Source organism: Rhizobium chutanense (genome assembly GCF_002531935.1).
Taxonomy (GTDB): domain Bacteria; phylum Pseudomonadota; class Alphaproteobacteria; order Rhizobiales; family Rhizobiaceae; genus Rhizobium; species Rhizobium chutanense.
The window spans coordinates 470,775-495,907 of record NZ_NWSV01000001.1 but is presented as its reverse complement, the minus strand read 5'-3'; the positions used below and the strand labels follow the sequence as shown (position 1 = coordinate 495,907).

At 62.6% G+C, this 25,133-nt stretch carries 20 protein-coding genes; 16 read left to right on the top strand and 4 right to left on the bottom strand.

From position 1 onward, the window contains the following. The first annotated feature begins 1 nt into the window (after position 1). From hisA to coaA, 4 genes are read left to right on the top strand one after another with little or no spacing between them, the layout of a single operon-like run. Positions 2 to 748: a 1-(5-phosphoribosyl)-5-[(5-phosphoribosylamino)methylideneamino]imidazole-4-carboxamide isomerase gene (hisA, locus tag CO666_RS02350; RefSeq protein WP_097610526.1), complete on the top strand. Its 747-nt coding sequence runs from the start codon at positions 2 to 4 to the stop codon at positions 746 to 748. Then, positions 749 to 1,537 carry an imidazole glycerol phosphate synthase subunit HisF gene (gene hisF, locus CO666_RS02345; protein ID WP_097610525.1) on the top strand — a complete coding sequence of 263 codons (789 nt, stop codon included), beginning with the start codon at positions 749 to 751 and terminating at the stop codon, positions 1,535 to 1,537. Positions 1,538 to 1,554: 17 nt separating this feature from the next. After that, a complete protein-coding gene (locus tag CO666_RS02340) occupies positions 1,555 to 1,878 on the top strand; it encodes a phosphoribosyl-ATP diphosphatase (RefSeq protein WP_097610524.1) in 324 nt (107 codons plus the stop codon). Next, positions 1,875 to 2,870, top strand: a complete 996-nt coding sequence (gene coaA / locus CO666_RS02335; protein ID WP_097610523.1) for a type I pantothenate kinase — start codon at positions 1,875 to 1,877, stop codon at positions 2,868 to 2,870. The genes CO666_RS02340 and coaA overlap by 4 nt, the downstream gene beginning before the upstream one ends. Positions 2,871 to 2,897: 27 nt before the next feature. Here the strand turns inward: coaA and CO666_RS02330 are convergent, their stop codons facing one another. From CO666_RS02330 to CO666_RS02320, 3 genes are all read right to left on the bottom strand, one after another. Next, positions 2,898 to 3,509 (bottom strand): alpha-ketoglutarate-dependent dioxygenase AlkB family protein, encoded by a 612-nt coding sequence (locus tag CO666_RS02330; RefSeq protein WP_097610522.1) that lies wholly within the window; start codon positions 3,507 to 3,509, stop codon positions 2,898 to 2,900. A gap of 1 nt (position 3,510) precedes the next feature. Next, positions 3,511 to 3,948: an alternative ribosome rescue aminoacyl-tRNA hydrolase ArfB gene (gene arfB / locus CO666_RS02325; RefSeq protein ID WP_097610521.1), complete on the bottom strand. Its 438-nt coding sequence runs from the start codon at positions 3,946 to 3,948 to the stop codon at positions 3,511 to 3,513. A gap of 125 nt (positions 3,949 to 4,073) precedes the next feature. Next, positions 4,074 to 5,684, bottom strand: a complete 1,611-nt coding sequence (locus CO666_RS02320; protein ID WP_097610520.1) for a phosphoenolpyruvate carboxykinase — start codon at positions 5,682 to 5,684, stop codon at positions 4,074 to 4,076. A 338-nt stretch (positions 5,685 to 6,022) separates the two neighbouring features. Here CO666_RS02320 and CO666_RS02315 point away from each other — a divergent pair, with 338 nt between their 5' ends. The 12 genes from CO666_RS02315 to trxA all read left to right on the top strand — a co-directional run bounded on the left by CO666_RS02315 (position 6,023) and on the right by trxA (position 23,699). After that, on the top strand, positions 6,023 to 6,760 hold the full coding sequence (locus CO666_RS02315; protein WP_199287212.1) for a response regulator transcription factor: 738 nt from the start codon (positions 6,023 to 6,025) through the stop codon (positions 6,758 to 6,760). Between the two features lie 75 nt (positions 6,761 to 6,835). Beyond that, positions 6,836 to 8,623 carry a sensor histidine kinase gene (locus tag CO666_RS02310; RefSeq protein WP_097610518.1) on the top strand — a complete coding sequence of 596 codons (1,788 nt, stop codon included), beginning with the start codon at positions 6,836 to 6,838 and terminating at the stop codon, positions 8,621 to 8,623. Next, on the top strand, positions 8,620 to 9,069 hold the full coding sequence (locus CO666_RS02305) for an HPr kinase/phosphorylase (RefSeq protein WP_097610517.1): 450 nt from the start codon (positions 8,620 to 8,622) through the stop codon (positions 9,067 to 9,069). Before CO666_RS02310 ends, CO666_RS02305 begins: the two co-directional genes overlap by 4 nt. 150 nt (positions 9,070 to 9,219) lie before the next feature. Further along, positions 9,220 to 9,621, top strand: a complete 402-nt coding sequence (locus tag CO666_RS02300) for a PTS sugar transporter subunit IIA (protein WP_003544139.1) — start codon at positions 9,220 to 9,222, stop codon at positions 9,619 to 9,621. A 9-nt stretch (positions 9,622 to 9,630) separates the two neighbouring features. Next, positions 9,631 to 9,906, top strand: a complete 276-nt coding sequence (locus CO666_RS02295; RefSeq protein WP_097610516.1) for an HPr family phosphocarrier protein — start codon at positions 9,631 to 9,633, stop codon at positions 9,904 to 9,906. 217 nt (positions 9,907 to 10,123) lie between these two features. Beyond that, positions 10,124 to 11,524: an adenosylhomocysteinase gene (gene ahcY / locus CO666_RS02290; protein ID WP_097610515.1), complete on the top strand. Its 1,401-nt coding sequence runs from the start codon at positions 10,124 to 10,126 to the stop codon at positions 11,522 to 11,524. Between the two features lie 202 nt (positions 11,525 to 11,726). Further along, a complete protein-coding gene (locus CO666_RS02285) occupies positions 11,727 to 14,312 on the top strand; it encodes a PAS domain-containing sensor histidine kinase (protein WP_097610514.1) in 2,586 nt (861 codons plus the stop codon). Then, entirely contained in the window at positions 14,309 to 15,820 is a 1,512-nt protein-coding gene (gene tsaE, locus CO666_RS02280) for a tRNA (adenosine(37)-N6)-threonylcarbamoyltransferase complex ATPase subunit type 1 TsaE (protein WP_097610513.1), read from the top strand. Before CO666_RS02285 ends, tsaE begins: the two co-directional genes overlap by 4 nt. A 13-nt stretch (positions 15,821 to 15,833) precedes the next feature. Continuing rightward, entirely contained in the window at positions 15,834 to 16,565 is a 732-nt protein-coding gene (locus tag CO666_RS02275) for a nucleotidyltransferase family protein (protein ID WP_097610512.1), read from the top strand. Positions 16,566 to 16,568: 3 nt separating this feature from the next. Further along, the gene (gene addB, locus CO666_RS02270) at positions 16,569 to 19,763 is read left to right on the top strand and encodes a double-strand break repair protein AddB (RefSeq protein ID WP_097610511.1); all 3,195 of its coding nucleotides are present in this window, start codon (positions 16,569 to 16,571) and stop codon (positions 19,761 to 19,763) included. After that, complete coding sequence (addA, locus tag CO666_RS02265; protein ID WP_097610510.1) at positions 19,756 to 23,307, top strand: double-strand break repair helicase AddA; 3,552 nt, start codon at positions 19,756 to 19,758, stop codon at positions 23,305 to 23,307. Before addB ends, addA begins: the two co-directional genes overlap by 8 nt. A 71-nt stretch (positions 23,308 to 23,378) precedes the next feature. Further along, positions 23,379 to 23,699: a thioredoxin gene (gene trxA / locus CO666_RS02260; RefSeq protein ID WP_004672616.1), complete on the top strand. Its 321-nt coding sequence runs from the start codon at positions 23,379 to 23,381 to the stop codon at positions 23,697 to 23,699. 73 nt (positions 23,700 to 23,772) lie between these two features. Here the strand turns inward: trxA and CO666_RS02255 are convergent, their stop codons facing one another. Continuing rightward, a complete protein-coding gene (locus CO666_RS02255; RefSeq protein ID WP_097610509.1) occupies positions 23,773 to 25,125 on the bottom strand; it encodes a bifunctional folylpolyglutamate synthase/dihydrofolate synthase in 1,353 nt (450 codons plus the stop codon). Positions 25,126 to 25,133: the final 8 nt, after the last annotated feature.

The window sequence follows — 25,133 nt, the reverse complement described above, 5'->3', positions numbered from 1 at the left end:
CATGATCCTTTTTCCCGCGATCGATCTGAAGGGCGGCCAATGCGTCCGCCTGAAGCTCGGCGACATGCAGCAGGCGACGGTCTACAACACCGACCCGGCCGCCCAGGCGAAATCCTTCGAAGACCAGGGTTTCGAATGGCTGCATGTGGTCGATCTCGACGGCGCCTTTGCGGGACATTCGGCCAATGGCGACGCCGTCGAGGCGATCCTGAAAACAACGAAAAATCCGGTGCAGCTCGGCGGCGGCATCCGCACGCTCGATCATATCGAAGCCTGGCTGTCGCGCGGGCTGCGGCGGGTCATTCTCGGCACCGTGGCGGTCAGAAATCCTGAGCTGGTCATCGAGGCCTGCCGGAAATTTCCGGGCCACGTCGCCGTCGGCATCGATGCCAAGGGCGGCAAGGTGGCGGTCGAAGGTTGGGCTGAGGCTTCCGAACTCGGCATCATCGAACTTGCAAGGAAATTCGAGGGCGCCGGCGTTGCCGCGATCATCTACACCGATATCGACCGCGACGGCATCCTGACCGGCATCAACTGGAGCTCGACGCTCGAGCTTGCCGACGCCGTTTCCATTCCGGTCATTGCCTCGGGCGGCCTCGCCTCGCTTGACGACATCAAACGGATGCTGCAGCCCGACGCGCGCAAGCTGGAAGGGGCGATTTCAGGCCGTGCGCTTTATGACGGCCGCATCGATCCCGCGGAGGCGCTCGCGCTGATCAAGGCCAGCAGGGCAAAGGAGACCGCGTAAATGACCCTCAAAGCGCGTGTCATCCCCTGCCTCGACGTCAAGGACGGCCGTGTCGTCAAGGGCGTCAACTTCCTCAATCTCGTCGATGCCGGCGATCCCGTCGAAGCGGCGAAGGCCTATGACGCGGCCGGCGCCGACGAGCTCTGCTTCCTCGACATCACCGCGTCCTCGGACAATCGCGAGACGATCTTCGATGTCGTATCGCGCACGGCCGACCAATGCTTCATGCCGCTGACCGTCGGCGGCGGGGTGCGCACCATCGCCGATATCCGCAAGCTGCTGCTGTGCGGCGCCGACAAGGTCTCGATCAATTCGGCAGCGGTCAGCAATCCCGACTTCGTTGCCGAGGCCGCCGACAAGTTCGGCGACCAGTGCATCGTCGTCTCGATCGACGCCAAGCGCCGGCGCACGCAGGCGGTCGGCGGCGACAATCTCAGCGCCTGGGAAATCTACACGCATGGCGGCCGCAATGCGACCGGCATCGATGCCGTCGAATTCGCCCAGAAGATGGTGGCGCGCGGCGCCGGCGAGCTGCTGGTGACGTCGATGGACCGCGACGGCACCAAGGTCGGATACGATCTGGAATTGACGCGGGCGATTGCCGATGCGGTGCGCGTGCCCGTCATCGCGTCGGGCGGCGTCGGCGACCTTGACGATCTCGTCGCCGGGGTGAAGGAGGGCCATGCCAATGCCGTGCTCGCCGCCTCGATCTTCCACTTCGGCACCTATACCGTCGGCGAGGCGAAGCACTATATGTCGAAATGCGGCATCGACATGCGTCTCGACTGAACCTTGAAAGCGGACCTATGAGCGGATTTTCCCTTGCCGATCTCGAAAGCATCGTCGCGGAGCGGTCGAAAGCATCGCCGGAGCAATCCTGGACGGCGAAGCTTGTCGCCGCCGGCCAGCCGAAAGCGGCCAAGAAGCTCGGCGAAGAGGCGATCGAGGCCGTGATGGCGGCGGTAACCGGCGACCGCGACAATCTGACTTATGAAGCCGCCGATCTGCTCTATCACCTATTGGTCGTATTGAAGATTGCTGAAATACCGTTAGAGAATGTCATGGCCGAACTCGAGCGCAGAACCGCGCAGTCCGGCCTCAAGGAAAAGGCCAGCCGGCAGGGTTCATGAGTATCGCGACTGAGATTATCGGGGTGCCGGAAACGTTGGATCACTTCCAGTCGGAATCCTATTCGCCCTATCACTTCTTCTCTTCCGAACAATGGGCGAAATTCCGTGCCGACACGCCGCTGACGCTGACCAGCGATGAGGTCAAGCGGCTGCGTTCGATGGGCGACCCGATCGATCTCGACGAGGTCCGGCGCATCTATCTGTCGCTGTCGCGGCTGCTGTCGGCCCATGTCGAATCCTCGCAGCTGCTGTTCGAACAGCGCAACCGCTTCCTCAGCCTGTCCGATGTGACGAAGACACCCTTCGTCATCGGCATCGCCGGCTCGGTCGCCGTGGGCAAATCGACCACCGCCCGTATCCTCAAGGAGCTTCTGGGCCGCTGGCCTTCCAGCCCGAAGGTCGATCTCGTCACCACCGACGGCTTCCTTTATCCGAACGCCGTGCTGCAGCGGAAAAAGCTGATGCAGCGCAAGGGTTTTCCGGAAAGCTACGACACGGCGGCGATCCTGCGTTTTCTCTCGGCGATCAAAGCCGGGCAGCCGGATGTCAGGGCGCCCAGCTATTCGCACCTCGTCTATGACGTGCTGCCGGACGAATACAAGATCGTCGACCGGCCCGACATCCTGATCTTCGAAGGCATCAACGTGCTGCAATCACGCGACCTGCCGGCCGGCGGCAGGATCGTGCCGATGGTCTCCGACTTCTTCGACTTCTCGATCTATATCGATGCGGCGGAAGACCAGATCCACAATTGGTACGTCGCACGCTTCATGCGGCTGCGCGAGACCGCCTTCCGCGATCCGAATTCCTATTTCCATCGCTACGCCTCGATCAGCGACGCAGAAGCGCTCGAAATCGCCGAGGATCTCTGGGGGAATATCAATCTGAAGAACCTACGGCAGAACATCCTGCCGACGCGACCGCGTGCCGATCTCATCCTGAAAAAGGGCAAGGATCACCTGATCGAACAGGTCGCGCTGCGGAAACTATAGCAGGCGATTCTATTCCGAATTTCAGCCTCAGGAACTGACGCGGCGCAGCGTCAGATTGATGCGGCCGCCATTCTTCAGCAGGGTCGACGTCGCCGGATGGATGCGGTCGACGCCGTGGAAACACAGTCTCCCCTCACCGCCCAGGACGACCAGATCGCCGCTTGAAAGCTTGAAGGATAGCGTTCGATCATTGCGGTTGAGACCGCCGATGCGGAAGAGGCAGCTGTTGCCGAGCGAAATCGAGACGACCGGCGCCTGCAAATCCCTCTCGTCCTTGTCCTGATGCAGGCCCATGCGCGCTTCGTCGGAGTAGAAATTCACCAGGCAGGCTTCCGGCGGCATATCGTAACCGGCAACGTCATTCCAGATATCGAGCAATTCGCGCGGCATATCAGGCCAGGGCCTGCCGGTCGCCGGATGCGTCGGCTGGTAGCGATAGCCGCGTTCCCTATCCGTCACCCAGCCGAGCGGCCCGCAATTGGTCATGCGCACCGACATCGGCTTGCCGGTTCCGGGCATGGCGGGCACATAAAGCGGCGCTTCGGCGACGACCGTGCGGATCACCTCGACCAGCGCCTCCTGGCGCGCCCGGTCGAGATAGCCGGGAAGATGGCGAATGCCGCTCAAAAGCTCCGGCATATCATTCGCCGCCGCCGGGGCGGCCGCGCATTTTCTTGACTTCGGAGCGGCCGGATTTTTCCTTCAGGCGGCGTTCGACCGAACCCTTGGTCGGCTTGGTCTTCTTGCGCGGCGGCGGCGGCGGCTTGGCGGCCTCCAGAATCAGCTCCTTCAGCCGCTCGCGCGCGTCCTCTCTGTTGCGGTCCTGGCTGCGAAAGCGGCTCGCCTCGATCATCAGCACGCCGTCCTTCGACAGGCGCCGGCCGGCGAGCTTGACCGCATTGGCCTTGACGCGATCGTTGAGGGAGGGCGAATTCGGGATGTTGAAGAACAGCTGGACCGCGGTCGAAACCTTGTTGACGTTCTGCCCGCCGGGACCGCCCGCCAGAACGAACTGTTCCGTCAGCTCCCATCCGGCGATGGTGATCCTGTCGTCGATATAGAGTGCGTCGCTGGCCATGCGGCGTTCTATCTCATATCGGCAGCCAATTGAAAATATCAGCCATCAAAGGGAAAACCCGGCAATCCTGCGACGCCGGGTTTCACGTGAATCAGAGATTCCGTTTAGCGCAATGCTTGCGCTTTTTATTCGGCTGCGACCTTCACGCCGGGAGCCGCGTCGCGGACGCCGCCGTCGACGTGGCTTTCGAATTTGGCGAAGTTGGCGATGAACATCGAGACCAGCTTTTCGGCCTGCGCGTCATAGGCCGCCTTGTCGGCCCAGGTCGAGCGCGGGTCGAGAATGCTGCCGTCGACACCCTTGACCGAGACCGGCACGGCGAAGCCGAAATTCGGATCGGCGCGGAATTCGACATTGCCGAGTTCGCCGGCCAGGGCGGCAGCGAGAAGCGCACGCGTCGCCTTGATCGGCATGCGCTTGCCGGTGCCGTAGGCGCCGCCGGTCCAGCCGGTATTGACCAGCCAGCATTGGACGCCGTGGCGGCTGATCAGCTCCTTGAGCAGATTGCCGTATTCGGCGGGATGCCGCGGCATGAAGGGCGCGCCGAAGCAGGTCGAGAAGGTTGCTTCCGGCTCGACGACACCCTTTTCGGTGCCGGCCACCTTGGCGGTGTAGCCGGAGAGGAAGTGATACATCGCCTGATCGGGCGTCAGACGGGCGATCGGCGGCATGACGCCGAAGGCATCGGCGGTTAGCATGATGATCGTCTTCGGATGCCCGGCCCGGCCGGTTTCCGAGGCGTTCGGGATGAAATGCATCGGATAGGCGCAGCGGGTGTTTTCGGTCAGCGAGCCGTCGTCGAAATTCGGTTCGCGGCCTTCGTTCAGCACGACGTTTTCGAGCACGGTGCCGAAGCGCTGCGTCGTCGCATAGATTTCCGGCTCGGCTTCAGCCGAGAGGCGGATGGTCTTGGCGTAGCAGCCGCCTTCGAAATTGAAGATGCCGTTTTCGCTCCAGCCGTGTTCGTCGTCGCCGATCAGCGTCCGGGCCGGGTCGGCCGACAGCGTCGTCTTGCCCGTGCCGGAAAGGCCGAAGAACACAGCCGCATCACCATCCGGGCCGACATTGGCCGAGCAGTGCATCGGCATCACGCCCTTGGCCGGCAAGAGGTAGTTGAGCACGGTGAAGACCGATTTCTTCATTTCGCCGGCATAGGAGGTGCCGCCGATCAGGACGAGGCCGTTGCTGAGATCGCACGCGATCACCGTTTCCGACCGGCAGCCGTGGCGGGCCGGATCGGCCTTGAAGCTCGGCAGATCGATGATCGTCAGCTTCGGCACGAAAGTCGGCAGCGCTGCCGCTTCGGGGCGGATCAGCAGATTGCGGATGAACAGCGAATGCCAGGCGAATTCGGTGACGACGCGGGTCGGCAGCGCATGGCCCTGCTCGGCACCGCCGACGAGATCCTGGACGAACAGCTCCTTGCCGGCGGCATGCGCCAGCATATCCTCGCGCAGCAGAGCGAAATGTTCCGGCGAGATCGGCTTGTTGTTGTCCCACCAGATTTCGCCGTCGGTATTGGCGTCGCGAACGACAAACTTGTCGCGCGGCGAACGGCCGGTGTGCTGGCCGGTGAGAGCCCTGAGCGCACCCTGAGCGGTCAGTTCGGCTTCACCCCGGCGGATTGCTTCCTCATAGAGTGCTGCGGCGGAAAAGTTGTAGCGAACGCTGGCTGCGCCGCCCAATCCTACCGTTGCCAGCTCCGTCGCCGGGTTATGAACTCCGAACTTTTCCATGGCTAGTTCCCTTTGCTCAGGCTCGTTGCCGTTAAAACTAAGCTAGAGATACGGGGAGAAATTTTAAAACACAAGACGCTAAATTTGAGAAAATATAGTAATATCAAATATTTAATCGATTTAAATTTATCGCCTTAATTTTAAATCGTTTTAGATCGGCGCGTTGAAACATTTTACCGCACTACTTGCGATTGCCGACAAATTTCACGACAATCTTTCCCTTTATCTTTGCCACAATTTGTTCCACCTTTATCCTCCATAAGCGCATCCGGTCACTGAGACCGCCTGGGGACGACCAAAATCCGGGAGATTGCGCACTGATGACGGAGACCAACACCATGCCGACAATCGCGCTCGTTGACGACGACCGCAACATCCTCACCTCGGTGTCGATCGCACTGGAGGCCGAAGGATATAAGGTCGAGACCTATACGGACGGTGCTTCGGCGCTCGACGGCCTTCTGGCACGACCGCCGCAGCTGGCGATCTTCGATATCAAGATGCCGCGCATGGACGGCATGGAACTGCTGCGACGCCTGCGACAGAAGTCGGATATTCCTGTCATCTTCCTCACCTCCAAGGATGAAGAGATCGACGAACTGTTCGGCCTGAAGATGGGCGCCGACGATTTCATCACCAAGCCGTTTTCCCAGCGCCTGCTCGTCGAGCGCGTCCGCGCCGTCCTGCGCCGCGCATCGAGCCGCGAAGCGGCCGCTGCCGGCGGCGTTGCCACGGCTGGCGCGCCAAAGACCGGCGCCGTGCAGCAGGCCCGCTCGCTGGAGCGCGGGCAGCTGGTCATGGACCAGGAACGCCATACCTGCACCTGGAAGGGTGAGGCCGTGACCCTGACTGTGACCGAATTCCTGATTCTGCATTCGCTGGCGCAGCGCCCGGGTGTGGTGAAAAGCCGCGACGCCTTGATGGATGCCGCCTATGACGAACAGGTGTATGTTGATGACCGGACCATTGACAGCCACATCAAGCGGCTGCGCAAGAAGTTCAAGATGGTCGATACCGACTTTGATATGATTGAAACGCTTTACGGTGTGGGTTACCGCTTCCGCGAAGCAGCCTGACGCTTCACGAGCGCAGGAAGAGACGATTGAGGGAGGCGCCGGCAAGCTGGCCCCGCCCTCCGAAAGGGCCTGTCATTGGCACAGTTGGTGCAGGAAAGGGATCTGGACGACGCGGAGGGCGTGAGCACCCGTCGCGTCCGAGGCCGCCGTTGGTCGCATCCCTTCACGCTGATCCGCCGCATCTTCGGCAATGCGGTGTTTTCGAGCCTGACGCGGCGCATCCTGTTCTTCAATCTGGTCGCGCTGGTGGTGCTCGTCGGCGGCATCCTCTACCTCAATCAGTTTCGCGAGGGGCTGATCGACGCGCGCGCCGAAAGCCTGTTGACGCAGGGCGAGATCATCGCCGGCGCCATTTCGGCCTCCGCGTCGGTCGATACCAACTCGATCACCATCGATCCACAGAAGCTGCTCGAGCTGCAGGCCGGCCAGAGCATCACCCCGGTGCCGAACGACGAGGATCTCGAATTCCCGATCGATCCCGAGAAGGTCGCCCCGGTCCTGCGCCGGCTGATCTCGCCGACGCGCACACGTGCCCGCATCTTCGATGCCGACGCCAATCTGCTGCTCGATTCGCGCCATCTCTATTCGCGCGGCCAGGTGCTGCGCTTCGACCTGCCGCCGGTCGAGGAGGAGAAACAGACCTGGAGCGAATGGTTCGCGACCCTGTTCAACAAGGCGCTGCAGCCCGGCAATCTGCCGCTCTATAAGGAAGCGCCGGGCGGCGACGGCTCGATCTATCCGGAAGTGATGAACGCGCTGACCGGCGTGCGCGGCGCGGTGGTGCGCACCACCGAAAAAGGCGAGCTCATCGTTTCCGTCGCCGTGCCGATCCAGCGTTTCCGCGCCGTGCTCGGCGTGCTGCTCTTGTCGACGCAGGCTGGTGATATCGACAATATCGTTCATGCCGAGCGGCTTGCTATCATGCGTGTCTTCGGCGTTGCGACACTCGTCAACGTGCTGCTTTCGCTGGTGCTGTCGTCGACGATCGCCAATCCGCTGCGCCGTCTGTCGGCCGCCGCCATCCGGGTGCGGCGCGGGGCCAAGGCGCGCGAGGAGATTCCCGACTTTTCTGCCCGTCAGGATGAAATCGGCAATCTTTCCATAGCCTTGCGCGAGATGACGACAGCGCTCTACGACCGCATCGATGCGATCGAGAGTTTCGCCGCCGATGTCAGCCACGAGCTCAAGAATCCGCTGACGTCGCTGCGCAGCGCCGTCGAAACGCTGCCGCTTGCCCGATCCGACGATTCCAAGAAGCGGCTGATGGATGTCATCCAGCACGATGTCCGCCGCCTCGACCGGCTGATCAGCGATATCTCCGACGCCTCCCGCCTCGATGCCGAACTTGCGCGTGTCGATGCCGGATCCGTCGACATGGAGGTGCTGCTGCGCGACCTTATCGAGGTTTCGCGCCAGGTCAGGAGCAGCAAGAAGCAGGTGGAGATCGAATATGCGATCGACCGCAAGCCGAACGTCAAGACACGCTTCGTCGTCAACGGCCACGATCTGCGCATTGGCCAGATCATCGCCAACCTGATCGAGAACGCCCGCTCCTTCGTGCCGGAGAAGGGTGGCAAGATCACCGTGCGGCTGGTACGGACACGTTCGCGCTGCGTCACCACGATCGAAGACAACGGCCCCGGCATCCAGGCGGAAAATATCGACCGCATCTTCGAGCGTTTCTATACCGACCGACCGGAATCGGAAGGATTCGGACAGAATTCGGGGCTCGGCCTGTCGATCAGCCGGCAGATCGCCGAAGCCCATGGCGGTTCGCTGAGGGCAGAGAACATTACCGATGCCGAAGGCCAGGTGCTCGGCGCCCGCTTTATTCTCGCTTTGCCCCTTGATGCCGCCGCATGACGGCGGCTTTGAACATCCATGCGACGGCGATCGTCGTCGGCAGGACGGGGCTGCTGTTCAGCGGCCCCTCCGGCTGGGGAAAATCGATGCTGGCCTTTACCTGCATGACCGAGGCACGCCGGCTCGGGCTGTTCACGGCGCTCGTCGCCGACGACCAGGTGCTGTTGTCGCAAGAGACCGGCACGGTGATCGCCACATGTCCGCCGTCGATCGCCGGGCTGATCGAACTTCGCGGCACCGGCATCGTCCAGCAGGATCATATTGCCCGGGCGCCCATGCATTATGCTGTGCTTCCCGGCAGCGCCAGCGGTGAAAACCGCCTCCCCCCTGACGGCGAAGTCGTCGATCTTGCCCCCGGTTTGTCGCTTCCCGCATTGCGGTTGCTCACAGGCGTGCCTTCACCCCTGGCAATCCTGATGGCGAAAGCACCCGATATCGGGCAATGACGTCTTTCGGATTGATCAATCTGCCTTATATATTCGCATTTTTATCTTGCACTTCGGCTTTTCATAGCCAAGATGTGCCGCCACCGGTGGACGTAATTGCTGCATTGCGATATTGGGGCCACCGTTCGCGTATATGGGAGCAGTAATATCATGATCGGACTTGTGCTTGTCACTCATGGCAAGCTGGCTGAAGAGTTTCGTCATGCTGTCGAGCACGTCGTCGGTCCTCAGAAATTCATCGAGACGGTCTGTATTGGCCCCGAAGACGACATGGATCAAAGACGGCAGGACATTCTGGAAGCTGTTTCCGGTGCCGATGACGGCCATGGCGTCGTCATTCTGACCGACATGTTCGGCGGCACGCCGTCCAATCTCGCCATATCAGTCATGAGCAGCGGCCATACCGAAGTCATTGCCGGCGTCAACCTGCCGATGCTGATCAAGCTCGCCGGCGTGCGCGGCGAGAACAACATGGAGAAAGCGCTGGTGGAGGCTTCCGAAGCCGGGCGAAAATATATCAATGTCGCGAGCCGCGTGCTCAGCGGAAAATAACGGCCCTTCATGACATCGCTCTCCCGGGAACTCCTCATCATCAACAAGCGCGGTCTTCACGCGCGCGCCTCCGCCAAATTCGTGCAGATGGTCGAGACCTTCGACGCCGCCATCACCGTTTCCAAGGACGGAATGACGGTCGGCGGCACCTCGATCATGGGCCTGATGATGCTTGCGGCAAGCCCCGGCTCGAGCGTCGTCGTCTCGGCGAGCGGCAGCCAGGCGCAAGAAGCGCTGGAAGCGCTCGACCAACTGATCCAGAACCGGTTCGGCGAAGAGATGTGAGCTCGGCCGAGCTCATATAAACATATAAAGACTTCTTTATATCCTTATTGCCTTCGCATGCGAAGCCTGCTAAACGGCGGACATGCCGTGCGCTAAAGCATGTCGCATTGAACGTGCGATGCACTTAGCTTTTTGTTGTTATGCACGCGGCCCATCCATCGCGCGGTCATCTCGCGCCTGCGCCAATTTTGAGACGTTTTTCAGCCTGGAGACCTCTATGAGCACTGAAAAAGATTATGTCGTCGCCGATATCGGGCTTGCGGATTTCGGCCGCAAGGAAATCACCATTGCCGAAACCGAAATGCCGGGGCTGATGTCCTGCCGCGCCGAATTCGGCCAGACAAAGCCGCTGAAGGGCGCGCGCATCACCGGCTCGCTGCATATGACCATCCAGACGGCCGTGCTCATCGAAACGCTGGTGGCGCTCGGCGCCGAAGTGCGCTGGGCTTCGTGCAACATCTTCTCGACGCAGGATCATGCCGCTGCCGCGATCGCCGCCGCCGGCGTACCTGTCTTCGCCATTAAGGGCGAGTCGCTCGAGGATTACTGGGTCTATACCGACAAGATCTTCCAGTGGGCCGATGGCGGCCTTTCCAACATGATCCTCGATGACGGCGGCGACGCCACCATGTACATCCTGCTCGGCGCCCGCGCCGAAGCCGGCGAGGACGTGCTGTCCCATCCGCATTCCGAGGAAGAGGAAATCCTCTTCGCACAGATCAAGAAGCGCCTTGCGGCTTCTCCCGGCTGGTTCACCAAGCAGCGCGACGCGATCAAGGGCGTTACCGAGGAAACGACGACCGGCGTCAACCGCCTCTACCAGCTCAGCCAGAAGGGCCTGCTGCCCTTCCCGGCAATCAACGTCAACGACTCCGTCACCAAGTCGAAGTTCGACAACAAGTACGGCTGCAAGGAATCGCTGGTTGACGGTATCCGCCGCGGCACCGACGTGATGATGGCCGGCAAGGTTGCCGTCGTCTGCGGCTACGGCGACGTCGGCAAGGGTTCTGCCGCTTCGCTCTCCGGCGCCGGCGCCCGCGTCAAGGTCACCGAAGCCGATCCGATCTGCGCCCTGCAGGCCGCCATGGACGGTTATGAAGTCGTGCTGCTCGAAGACGTCGTTTCCTCGGCCGATATCTTCATCACCACGACAGGCAACAAGGACGTCATCCGCATCGACCATATGCGGGCGATGAAGGATATGGCGATCGTCGGCAATATCGGTCACTTCGACAACGAAATCGAAGTCGCTGCCTTGCGCAATCTCAAGTGGACCAACGTCAAGCCGCAGGTCGACCTGATCGAGTTCCCCAAGGGCAACCGCATTATCCTGCTTTCCGAAGGCCGCCTGCTCAACCTCGGCAACGCGACCGGCCATCCGTCCTTCGTGATGTCGGCCTCCTTCACCAACCAGACGCTGGCGCAGATCGAGCTCTTCACCAAGCCCGGCCAGTATTCGAACCAGGTCTATATCCTGCCGAAGCATCTCGATGAGAAGGTCGCGCGCCTGCATCTCGACAAGCTCGGCGTGAAGCTGACGGAGCTTTCTGCGGAACAGGCTGCCTATATCGGCGTCTCACCGAAGGGTCCGTTCAAGTCCGACCACTACAGATATTGATCTTATCGTTAATATCCACAAGATGTAGAAGCCGCGGCATTGACAAATGCCGCGGCTTATTTTTTGGGCGCTCCCTTCCCGCCGATTCCCTTCCGAAGTATTGTTTTAAGACTTGATTCGGGACGCCGGACCCCGTCCGACCGCTCGAAAATGGGATGTCTTGTCGTAATGCGGCACATTGAAGGACGGAGACATACCGCGGATGTCGGAAATGAAAAACAGCCTGCCCGGTCAGGCGGATGATGGCGCTCGCGCCGATCGCCGCCTCGTCATGACAGGTCAAGAACATAAATCTGCAACGGCACACGAGGCCGCAAAGCAAGAGCATCGATCATTGGCGCGCTTTCTGAAAGCCTGCGCGGCCGGCACGGCGCTTGCCGCGCTGGCGCGGCCGGTTCTGGCACAGGGCGAGCAGCAGGCGGCAGCCTCGGCTCACCTCTTCACATCCTCGCAGGTCGTCGGCGTTTCCGTCGTCATCGGCGTCATATCGGCAGCGCTGCTTTCGACACTCTGGCTCGTGCGCCAGCGCGGCAATCTGGAAAACGAGAGCCGGGAAATCCGCTCGGCGCTTTCCGATGCGCAGCAGCGCATTTCGCAATACCAGGCTCTGATCGCCGACAAGAACCGGCGGATCGTTATCTGGGACGGCAATACCCGCCCCGAACTGCTCGGCCAGCTTCCGCCGGAGACCGGCGCGCCGCAGGACGGCGAATTCCTGGCCTTCGGCCTCTGGCTGAAGTCACGCTCGGCCGCCGATCTGGAAAAGGCGATCGACCGGCTGCGCGACGGGGCGCAGAGCTTCGATATGGTGGTCGAAACCATCCGCGACGAAATCCTCGAGGCGCAGGGCCGGGTTTCCGGCGGGCGGGCCTTCGTCCGCTTCGTGGCGCTCAACAATCTGCGCGCCGAGCTTGCGGAGCTCAGGATCGAGCGCGACCGGCTGATGACCTCGATCTCGTCCTTCCAGACCATGCTCGACGCGATCGACATGCCGGCCTGGCAGCGCGACCCGGCGGGCCGGCTGACCTGGGTCAACCAGGCTTATGGCGAGGCAGTCGAAGCGCGATCGCCGCAGCAGGCGATCAATGAAGGCCGCGAGATGCTGACGACCGTGGCGCGCGAGCGTATTCGCGCGACGACGACGCCGGAATCGCCCTTCCACGACACGATTTCGACTGTTGTGCACGGCAACCGCACATTCTTCGATGTCGTCGACGTCAGGCTTCCCGGCGGCTCGGCCGGCATTGCAATCGATGTGTCCGACATAGAGGCGGCGCGCGCCGAGCTGGAGCGAACGCTGAAGAGCCACGCCGAAACGCTCGACCACCTCGCCACGCCGGTCGCCATCTTCGACGGCGATCGCCGGCTGCAATTCTACAACCAGGCCTTCGTCGCGCTCTGGGAGCTCGACATCGCCTTCCTCGAAGGCCGGCCTGACAATAGCGAGCTGCTCGAGCGGCTGCGAGCGGCCAAGAAGCTGCCGGACCAGCTCAACTGGAAAAGCTGGAAGGAGGCCGCCCTTTCCGTCTATCGCGCGCTCGACACGCAATCCGATCTCTGGCACCTGCCGAACGGGCAGACGCTGCGCGTCTTTGCAACCGCCCATCCGCAGGGCGGCGCCACCTGGGTGTTCGAAAACCTGACCGAGCAGGTCGATCTCGAAACGCGTTACAACACGCTGGTCAAGGTGCAGGGCGAAACGATCGACCATCTGTCCGAAGGTGTGGCGGTGTTCGGCCCGGACGGACGCATCCGCCTTTCGAATCCGGCCTTCCGTGCGCTCTGGGGGATCACGGAAACGGAGGCCAAGCCCGGCACCCATATCCGCGCATTGGGCGAGGCCTGCGCGCCCTCCTACGACCGGCCGGACGGCTGGAAGACTTTCGCCGAACTGATCACCAGCTTCGACGACGAACGTCGCTCGGGCCAGGGAACGCTGGAACTCTTCTCCGGCCTCGTGCTCGATTATGCCGTCATCCCGCTACCGAACGCCCAGACCATGCTGACCTTCGTCAACATGACGGACAGCGTGCGTGCCGAGCGGGCGCTGACCGAGAAAAACGAGGCGCTGCGCAAGGCCGACGAGCTGAAGAACGATTTCGTCCAGCATGTTTCCTATGAGCTGCGCTCGCCGCTGACCAATATCATCGGCTTCACCGACCTGCTGCGCACGCAGGGTGTCGGACCGCTGAACGACCGGCAGGCCGAATATATCGACCATATCTCGACCTCGTCCTCGGTTCTGCTGACGCTCGTCAACGATATCCTCGACCTGGCGACCGTCGACGCCGGCATCATGCGGCTCAACTATGCGGATATTGATCTCAACGACCTGCTCGACGACGTGTCGATGCAGATCGCCGATCGCCTGCATGAAAGCGGCGTGGCGCTTGAAATCACCGCTCCCGCCTATCTCGGCTCGATCGTCGCCGACCCGCAGCGGCTGAAGCAGATCCTGCTGAAGCTGCTTGCCAATGCGGCGAATTTTTCGCCCGAGGGCACCTCGATCTCGCTGGAATGCCACCGCGACGGCACGGATTTCGTCTTCGCCGTCCGCGATCGCGGCCCCGGCATCTCGCCTGACATGATCGCAACCGTCTTCGATCGTTTTGCGACCGGAGCGAAAAGCGGCAAACGCGGCGGCGCCGGCCTTGGCCTGTCGATCGTCGACAGCTTCGTCAGCCTGCATCACGGCGACGTGACGATCGACAGCGAGCCGGGCAAGGGCACGACCGTGGTCTGCCGCATTCCCTCGGTCGACATCCCGCATTCCGCCGCTGCCGAATGACGACCGGCGATACGATCTCGGTCTTTCTGAAGGACGAAGCGGCGACCATCCGCTTCGGCGAAGACCTGGCGCTCGCCCTGAAAGCCGGCGATTGCCTGGCTCTTTCCGGCGATCTCGGTGCGGGCAAATCTTCGCTCGCCCGTGCGATCCTGCGCGCCATGGCCGATGACGATGGGCTCGAAGTCCCGAGCCCGACCTTCACGCTGGTGCAGTCCTACGATCTGCGCATTCCCATTTCGCATTTCGATCTTTACCGGCTCGGCGATCCCTCGGAACTGACGGAACTCGGCTTCGACGAAGCCCTGGAGAACGGCATCTGTCTCGTCGAATGGCCCGAGATGGCAGAGGGCGAACTGCCCGTCGAGCGTATCACACTGGGCTTGGAACATGAGGGCAGCGGTCGCCGCGCAACGATCAAGGCCTCGGACCCGCAGGCCTCGCGCATCCGCAGGGTCCTGGCGATCCGCGCTTTCCTCGATGAAGCCGGCTATCCGGCTGTCAAACGCCGCTTCCTGACCGGCGACGCTTCACTGCGCGCCTATGAGGCGATCTATCCGGACGCTGCCCCACGAAAAATACTGATGGATTGGCGCCCACATCCCGAGGGACCGCCGGTCCATGACGGCAAGCCCTATCCCAAGGTCGCGCATCTCGCCCAGAACGCCTATCCTTTCGTCGCGATTGCCGATGCCTTGCGTGAGCGCGGTTTTGCGGCGCCGGAGATTTATAAGGTCGATTATATCAAAGGCATCCTGCTGATCGAAGATCTCGGCACCGAAGGCGTGCTCGATGACGACGGACGGCCAATCGCCGAACGCTACCGGCAAAGCGTCGCTTGCCTTGCCCATCTTCATTCGATGCAGATTCCGCAGGATATCCTGGTTTCTCCAACGCATACGCATCACATTCCGGACTTCGATCGCACGGCGATGAAGATGGAAGTGCAGCTCGTGCTCGACTGGCATATCGCCTGGAAGCGCGGCACGGCCCCCACGGATGCCGAACGCGCGGAATATCTGGCGATCTGGGACCATTTGATCGACGAGCTGCAATCGGCTGAAACGAACCTGCTGCTGCGCGATTTCCATTCGCCAAACATCATCTGGCGCGAACAGGAAAACGGTATCGGCAAGGTCGGCCTCATCGACTTCCAGGACGCGATGATCGGTCCGACTGCCTATGATCTCGCCTCGATCGTTCAGGATGCGCGTGTGACGATCGAACCGGACCTCTTCCGGCAGCTGATGGATGATTATCTCAGCCTTCGTCGTGCACAGGGCAGCTTCGACGAAGCCGGATTCATGAAGACCTGGGCGATCATGTCGGCGCAGCGCAACTGCAAGCTCGCCGGTCTCTGGGTGCGGCTCTTGCAGCGCGACGGCAAGCCCGGCTATCTCAAACATATGCCGCGAACGCTTGCCTATCTCAGGGTCGCGCTCGAGCACGAAGCGCTTGCCCCCTTGCGCGATTGGTGCGCAAGGGCTGGAATAGGCCAAAGCGAATCATAAGTTCCGGATCAGCATGACGATCAGACAAGCCATGGTACTGGCCGCGGGTCTTGGAACCCGCATGCGCCCGATCACCGACACGATCCCGAAGCCGCTGGTGAAGATCGACGGCAAGCCGATGATCGACTACGCGCTGGATTCGCTGGTTGCCGCCGGCGTTGAACGCGCCGTCGTCAATGTTCACCATCATGCCGGCCAGATGCTCGACCATCTCGAAGCCTATCGCGGCCTCGACATCATCATATCGGATGAGCGGGAGGCGCTGATGAATTCCGGCGGCGGCCTGGCCAAGGGCCTGACGCTGCTTGATCGCGAGAATGTTTTCGTCATGAATGCCGATCTCTTCTGGATCGGCGAACAGCCGGGGCGACCGACCAATCTGCAACGCTTAGCCGGATTCTTCGATGCCGAACGCATGGACATGGCGCTGCTTTGCGTTGGCATCGAGGATACCACCGGCCACAACGGCAAAAACGACTTCAGCCTCGCGGCCGATGGAAGGCTGACGCGGTATCGCGACGACCCTTACAATCCCGTCGTCTATGCCGGTGCGATCGCCATGAACCCGGCGCTGTTCGACGACGCGCCGCGGGATGCCTTCAACCTCAACATCTATTTCGACAGGGCGATCGCCCGCAAACGGCTGTTCGGCATGGTGCTCGACGGCCACTGGCTGACTGTGGGAACACCGGAAGCGATCGGCGAGGCGGAGGAAACGATCCGACGGCTGCGGACGTTCGCGTGAGCCATGGCGGAGCGGCACCAGCCATGCATCCTGACGATCCCGGCGGGCAGCTCCTTCCTGAAAATGCTGGCGACGACGCTTTGCGACGGCCGATTGACGCCGCTCTTCCGGTATGAGGCCGATGATCCGCTGTCGCTTTCGAGGGTAACGATCTATCTGCCGACCCGGCGCGCCGTGCGCGTGCTGCGTTCAGAATTCGTCGATCTGCTCGGCGGCCGCTCGGCGATCCTGCCGGCCATTCGTCCTCTCGGAGAAACCGATGACGACAGCGGCTATTTCGACGAGGCGCTGCCGGCAACGATCGATCTCGCTCAGCCGCTGTCGAACACGGCCCGGCTGCTGGAGCTTGCCCGCCTCATCCTTGCCTGGCGAAACAAGCTGCCGGACATCGTCCGCCACATCCATTCGGACTCGCCGCTCGTCGCACCGGCGAGCCCGGCCGATGCGATCTGGCTCGCCCGTAATCTTGCCGAGCTGATCGATTCCATCGAAACCGAGGATCTCGACTGGTCGGAATTGTCGAAACTCGACACCGGCGATTATGCCGCCTGGTGGCAGCTGACCGCGGAGTTCCTGCAGATCGCCAGCGCCTTCTGGCCGGAGCGGCTTTCCGAACTCGGCAAATCCTCGCCGGCGCGGCACAGGAACGCCATTCTCCGGGCCGAAGCATCCAGGCTTTCGGCGACGCAACCCACCGGACCGATCATCATCGCCGGTTCGACGGGTTCGGTGCCCGCCACCGCCGATCTCATCGCCGCCGTCGCCAATCTGCCTGAAGGGGTGATCGTGCTTCCCGGCCTCGATCTCTCGATGCCCGAGAAAGACTGGCAGATGGTCGCGCCGGAATCGGCACCCGGCCAGCATGCCAATCCCGCAAGCCGAAGCCATCCGCAATATGGCCTGTCGTCGCTGCTCAAGCGGCTGAAGCTGACGCGCGCCGACGTGACACTGCTCGACCGGCCGGAGCCCGATCTTGAGCGGCGCGCCGAAGTCCTGTCTCGGGCGCTCACCCCATCGGAGGCGACCAGCGATTGGGGAGCATGGAAAGGCGAGCTGCCCGCGGGAACTCTGTCTTCAGCCTTCGCCGATGTTTCGCTGATCGAAGCCGCCAACGAGCGCGAGGAAGCGACCGCGATTGCCATCGCGCTCCGGCTTGCACTGGAAAAGCCGGGACAGGACGGCGAGAGCCGGGCAGCCCTGATCACGCCGGACCGCAATCTCGCCCGGCGGGTGATGGCCGAGCTTTCCCGCTTCGGCATCCTCGCCGACGATTCGGCGGGCACACCGCTTGCGGCCACGCCGCAGGGCACGCTGCTGCAATTGCTGCTGGAAGCAGCGCTGCGTCCGGGCGATCCGGTGGCGATCGTCTCGCTGCTCAAACATCCGCTGGCGCGCTTCGGCCTGGACCGCGCCGCATTGATTTCCGCCACCGAGGCGCTCGAACTGCTGGCACTGCGCGGCGGTGTCGCTGAGGTGGATATCAGTACGCTCGAGCCGCTGCTCACCCATCAGCTTGCCGAACAGGCGCTCGACAGGCACGCGCCGCAATGGCGAAAGGCACTTGCGCCCGACGCCGCCGAAGCCGCTTACGACTTGGCGGGCCGGGTCACCCGGGCGACCGAGCCCCTGGCTTCGGCCTTGCTGCGGCACCGGCCGGAAGACCGCGGGAAAACTGTGAGTTTCACCTTGTCCGAATGGGCAGAGCGCACCGGCCGCTCGCTCGAAGCGGTGGCGGCCGATCCGCGAGGCAATCTCGCCGATCTCTGGTCAGGGGAAGCCGGCGATGCGCTGGCCGCCCTGCTCGGCGAAGTGATCGAGACGGACGGCCAAATGGAGGCCGACGGGCCGCAATGGATCGACATCATGGCAGCGCTTGCCGCCGGGCATGCGGTGAAGCCGCGGGCGCTCAGCCATCCCCGCCTCTTCATCTTCGGCACGCTGGAAGCCCGCCTGCAGAGCGTCGACACCCTCATCCTCGGCGGCCTGAACGAGGGCACCTGGCCGGGACAGACCGCCAACAATCCCTTCATTCCGCGTATGATGAAGACGGAAATCGGGCTCGAGCCGCCGGAGCGGCGCATCGGCCAGCTGGCGCATGACTTCGAGATGGCAAACGGCACGCGCCATCTGATCTATTCCAGAGCGCTGCGCCAGGGCTCGACGCCGACGGTCGCCTCGCGCTGGCTGCAGCGACTGCTGGCGCTTGCCGGAGAGGCGTTCGAAGCGGAATTGAAGGGACGCGGCAACCGGTTCCTTCGATGGGCGGCCCTGATCGATCGCGACGAAGCCCAGGCTCCGGCGCAGCGGCCCTCGCCGAAACCGCCATTGGCACTGCAGCCGACATCCTATTCCTTCAGTGAGGTCGGCCGGCTGCGCCGCGATCCCTACGCCATCTATGCCCGCCGCATCCTGCGGCTCGATCCTGTCGATGCGTTCAACCGCGATCCGGGAGCGGCCGAGCGCGGAACGCTCTACCACAAGATCATCGACCGGTTCATCCGCGAGGCGCATGTCGCCGGCACGCCGGATGCTGCGGCAGCGATGGAACGCATTCTTTCCGAGCTGTTCGACATGGAGCAGCTACCGCCACATATCGATGCGGTGTGGCGGCCGCGCTTTCGCGCGGTCGCCCGCGCCTTCCTCGAATGGGAAGCCGAACGGCGGCCCGGCATCCGCAAGACGCTGACGGAGGTGCGGGGCGGCGTCGAACTGGAAGCGATCAATATCCGGCTCACCGGTGTCGCCGACCGGATCGACGTCATCGGACCGAACGCTGCCGATATCATCGATTACAAGACCGGCTATAACCCCTCGCCGGCACAGGCACGTGTGCTTCTCGATCCGCAGCTTGCGCTCGAAGCGGCGGCCTTGAGCGCCGGCGCCTTCCGTGATGCCGGCAGTCTCGTGCCGCAGGACCTGCTCTATGTCCGCCTGCGGCCGGGACGCCGTTTTCAGGTCGACACCGTCAACAATGAGAGCGCGGCGCGCAGCGACAAAGCGAAATCGGCGATGGATCTCGCCGAGGAATCGCTCGACCAACTGGTCAAGTTCGTGGGCCTGCTGCAATCCGGCGAGAAAGGCTTCACCTCGCGGCTGATCCCGGCGCAGCAATTCGACTTCGGCGGCGACTACGATCATCTCGCCCGCGTCTCCGAATGGTCGACGGCCGAGACCGAGGAGGGCGGCGGCGATGAGTGATGTCACGCCTCTTCCGAGCGACGACGATCCGCGCGCCTGGATCGGCTGGACGACGATCCAGCAGGCGATTGCCTCCGATCCCGAGCGTTCGGCGTGGGTCTCGGCCAATGCCGGTTCCGGCAAGACGCATGTCCTGACCCAGCGCGTCATCCGTCTGCTGCTATCAGGGGCGCGGCCTTCCGCCATCCTATGCCTCACCTATACCAAGGCTGCGGCCTCGGAAATGTCGAACCGCGTCTTCGAGCGGCTGGCGGACTGGGTGGTGCTCGACGATGAAGAGCTCAGCCGGCGGATCACCCAGATCGAGGGGACGGCGCCTGATGCAATAAAGCTTGCCGAGGCCCGCCGGCTGTTTGCCAAGGCGCTGGAAACACCCGGCGGGTTGAAGATCCAGACGATCCATGCCTTTTGCGAGGCGCTGCTGCATCAGTTCCCGCTGGAGGCCAATGTTGCCGGGCATTTCTCGGTTCTCGACGATCGTGCGGCAGCCGCACTGCTTTCCGACGCGCGCCGGGCGCTGCTGACGGCAACCGCGCCCGAGGCAGACAGCGCTCTGGCCGAGGCCTTCGCCTATGTGCTCGATCTCGGCGACGAATCCGGACTGGAGAACCTGCTCGGCGACATCGTCGCCAATCGCAACGCAATACGCCGTTTCACCGCAATGGCCGAACAGCAAGGTGGCGTCGAGAAGACGCTGCGCCAACGGCTCGGCCTTGCCGCCGGCGACACGGAAAGCCGGATCGCGGCGCAATATTGGCCTTTGCCGCAGCTTTCGGGCGGCATGCTGGAGCTTTATTTTTCGCTGGCCGACCACAAGGGTGGCGCGAAGGCGCAGGAGGTTGCTTACGGCCTGAGGCTTGCCGGGCGGGAACGCGACGAGGCAAGGCGCGCTCAGTTTCTCGAGAAAATCTTTCTGACGGCGAAGGGCGAGCCTAAGGCCGACTCGCAATTCTTCGTCAAGGCCATGCTTGCCGAGGCCCCGCAGCTGGCGGACGCCATCGCCGCTGCCCGCGCCCATGTCGCTGCAAGCCGCGACCGGCTGAAGCTGATGCGGATGTATGGCGCGACCCATGCCGCACTCGTGCTCGCCGATCGGCTCAACCGTGACTATGAGGAACTGAAGAAGCAGCGCAGCCAGCTCGATTTCGAGGATCTGATCACCCGTACCGCCGACCTGCTGACGAAAAGCGGCGTCGGCCCCTGGGTCCACTACAAGCTCGATCGCGGCATCGATCATATCCTCGTCGATGAGGCGCAGGATACCAGCCCGATCCAGTGGAGCGTCATCCAGTCGCTCGCCGAGGATTTCTTCTCCGGTCAAAGCGCCCGGCCGATCGTGCGCACGCTGTTTGCCGTCGGCGATGAGAAGCAGTCGATCTATTCCTTCCAGGGCGCCCGGCCCGAGCGTTTTTCCGAGGAAAGCGACCGGACGCGGCGGCGCGTCTCCGACAGCGGCCAGAATTTTTCCTCCGTCCGGCTGCCGCTCTCCTTCCGCTCGACCGCCGACGTGCTCGAAGCCGTCGACGAGATCTTCACGTCGCCCGGCAATGCGCGTGGCTTGAGCGCGCTCGGCGAACCGGTCGTGCATCGCTCCAGCCGCATCGGACATCCCGGCGCCGTCGATCTCTGGGAAATGATCGCGCCGGAAGCGGTGGTGAAGGAGGAGGACTGGACGGCGCCCTTCGATGCGACGCCAGAAAGCGCGCCGGCCGCAATCCTCGCACGACGGATCGCCCATTCGATCGGCGCGCTCGTCGGGCGCGAGACGATCGTCGAGAAAGGCAAGGAGCGCCTGATCGAAGCCGGCGACATCCTGGTGCTGGTGCGCAAGCGCGACGCCTTCGTCAATGCGCTGACGCGCGCGTTGAAGCGGCGCGGCGACATTCCGGTCGCCGGCGCCGACAGGCTGGTGCTGACCAGCCATATCGCCGTGCAGGATCTGCTGGCGCTCGGCCGTTTCCTGCTTCTGCCGGAAGACGGCCTTTCGCTCGCCGCCGTGCTGAAGAGCCCGCTTTTCGATCTCTCCGATGACGACATCTTTGCGGTCGCCGGCCTGCGCGGCGACAATGAGAGCGTCTGGAGCCATCTCCAACGCTTCGCCGCCGACGGCACCGAGCGTTTCCGCACCGCCGTGGAGACGCTGGAGCTGTTCCTTCGGCAATCCAGGAGCCTGCCGGTTCATGATTTCTATGCGCGCGTGCTCGGCAGCCATGGCGGGCGGCGGCAATTCCTTGCCCGGCTCGGCACCGAGGTCAGCGATATTCTCGACGAATTCCTGACCTTCACCCTCGACCACGAAAGCTCCGGTCTTCCCGGGCTGCAATCCTTCATCTCGACGCTGGAACTCGAAGCACCTGTGGTGAAGCGCGAGCAGGACAAGGGGCGCAACGAGGTGCGGATCATGACGGTGCATGCCTCCAAGGGCCTGGAGGCACCGATCGTTTTCCTGGTCGACGGCGGTTCAAAGGCCTTCACCCACACCCATCTTCCGAAGTTGCGCCTGATCGAGACCGACGCCGACGAGCCGCCGATGCCCGTCTGGGTCCCCGTCTCCGATCTCGCCAATTCGCTGACGCAGAACGATGCGGCGCGGATCCAGATGCTGGCCGAGGAAGAATACCGCCGGTTGCTCTATGTCGCCATGACGCGGGCCGCCGACCGGCTTGTTGTCTGCGGCTATCGCGGCGTGCGGGTGAACAACGACACCTGGCATATGATGATTTCGGCGGCCCTCAGCGACGACCATCCGCATGTCGAGGCGACCACGTTCTCCGGTCCCGACGGCGAATGGCCGGGGATCAAATGGCGCGTGCCGCGGGTGGAGCGGAGCTTCGAGCGGGCCGACCGCGCTCAAGAGCGCGACAGCGAAGAGACGCTGCCGGACGGCCTGTTGCGGCCATTGCCGCCGCAGGCTGAGCTGCCCCGGCCGCTCAGCCCTTCCGGCGCCGGGACGATCATCGACGAGGACGACGGCGGCCTGCTCGTCGCATCTCCGCTGTTTGCCGAGAAGGAACGCAGCGATCGTTCGCTGGAGAAGGGCAGGCTGATCCATCGCATGCTGCAGGCGCTTCCCGACATTCCACCGGGCGAACGGCGCGACGCGGCGAGCCGCTATGCCGAGCGGGCGGCACGGTTCTGGCCGGACGCCGAGCGGCGCAAGCTTGTCGATTCGGTTCTGAAACTATTGAACGAGCACGGCCTGCAGGCCGTGCTCGGGGCACAAGCCCAGCCCGAAGTCTCGATCATGGGAACATTGACGCTCGAAGGCAGGCGCTATGCTGTCTCCGGCCGCATCGACCGGCTTGCCGTCCTTGCCGATCGCGTCGTCATTCTCGACTACAAGACCAATCGGGTGCCGCCGGCGACGCAAGAGGCGATCCCCTTCGCGCACAAGGCGCAGCTCGCAATCTATCGTGAGATCCTGGCGCCGCTCTATCCTGGAAAACCTATCGATTGCATGCTTGTCTACACCGAGAATGCCTCGCTCTACACGCTGAGCGAAACGGTGCTCGGTTTGGCGCTTGCAGCGGTCAAGACAAAGTGAAATACCGAATATTGAAAATTCGGCACCGCACCATCACATGTGGTTCAACACCCAATTCAAAGGAGCAGCCCATGGCTACCGTGAAAGTCGATATCAACAACTTCCAGTCGGAAGTTCTGGAATCCGCAGAACCCGTCGTCGTCGATTTCTGGGCTGAATGGTGCGGCCCGTGCAAGATGATTGCTCCGAGCCTCGAAGAAATCTCCGTCGAGATGGAAGGCAAGGTTAAGGTCGCCAAGCTCAATATCGATGAGAACCCGGAACTCGCCGCACAATTCGGTGTGCGCTCCATTCCGACGCTGGCGATCTTCAAGGGCGGCGAAGTCGCGGATATCTCGGTCGGCGCCAAGCCGAAGACGGCTCTTTCGAACTGGATTTCGAACGCTGCCTGATTGATATCGCATACATGAAAAAGCCCGGCTTCGACCGGGCTTTTTTCATTTCGCATTCTTCATTTCGCCCGTGTCACCTCGGAGGCGTGCCGTTGTCGGAAAGCACATCGCCGACCAGATAGAGAGAGCCGCCGATCAGGATGCGCGGCGGCAGAGCCTGCGGATCGAGGACGGCCTTTATGGCTTCCAGGGCATCGCCGACCGTCGACATCGGTTCGGCAACCAGTCCGGCATCATAGGCGGCATTCGACAGTATCACCGGGTCGATCATCGCTTCGCTGCCACGAATCGGCACGCAGAAAACCTTCTCGACCAGGCCGGCGAAAGCCCTGAAATAGCCGACCGGATCCTTGGTGTTGATCATGCCGATGATCAGGAAAAGCGGCCGCGGCTGGCGTTCCTCGAAATTGGCCATGGCTTCGGCGATCACCTCGCCGGCACCGGGATTATGCCCGCCATCGATCCAGATCTCGGCGCCGGCGGGCGCATGCGCCAGCAGCCGGCCTTCGCTCAGGCGCTGCAGCCGACCCGGCCATTCCACGAAACTCATCGCCTTTTCCATCATCGTCTCGGTGACGGTAAAACCCGCCGCCTTGACGGCGCGAATGGCGGCGGCGGCATTGGCATATTGATGCCGGCCGGGAAGGCGTGGCAGCGGCAGGTCGGCCAGGCCGAATTCGTCCTGATAGACGAGCCGGCCATATTCCTCATGCGCCATGAAATCCTGCCCGAAGACGGCGCTCGGGCAATGCAGCCGCTCGGCGGTCGACATCAGCACGTCGAGGGCCGCATCATATTCCTGATGACCGATGACGACGGGAAATCCCGGCTTCATGATGCCGGCCTTTTCGGCGGCGATCAGTTCGACCCTGTCGCCGAGATAGGGCTGGTGATCCAGCGAGATCGGCATGATCACCGAGACGGCCGGGTCGGAAATGACGTTCGTGGCGTCGAAGCGGCCGCCGAGACCGACTTCGATGATCGCGGCATCGGCCGGATGTTCGGAAAACAGGATGAAGGTGACCGCCGTCAGGATTTCGAAGACGGTAATATGCTGTCCGGCATTGGCATCGGCCACACGACGCAGCGCTTCGGCAAAGACGGCGTCATCGACAAGCTGCCCGCGTCCGCCCGCCACACCGATACGATAACGCTCGTGCCAATTGACGAGATGCGGCGAGGTGTGGACATGAGCGCTGTAGCCGCCTGCTTCGAGCAGGGCGCGGCAGAAGGCGGTGACCGACCCCTTGCCGTTGGTGCCGGCGACATGGATCACCGGCGGCAATCTCAGATGCGGATTGCCGAGTTGATCGAGAAGACGGGTGATACGATCGAGAGACAGGTCGAAACCCTTGGGATGCAATCCCATGAGTTTTTCAATCTCTTGCGCTGCCTCACTCACCGCGGTTTGGCCTCTGGGTATCATTTCGGCAC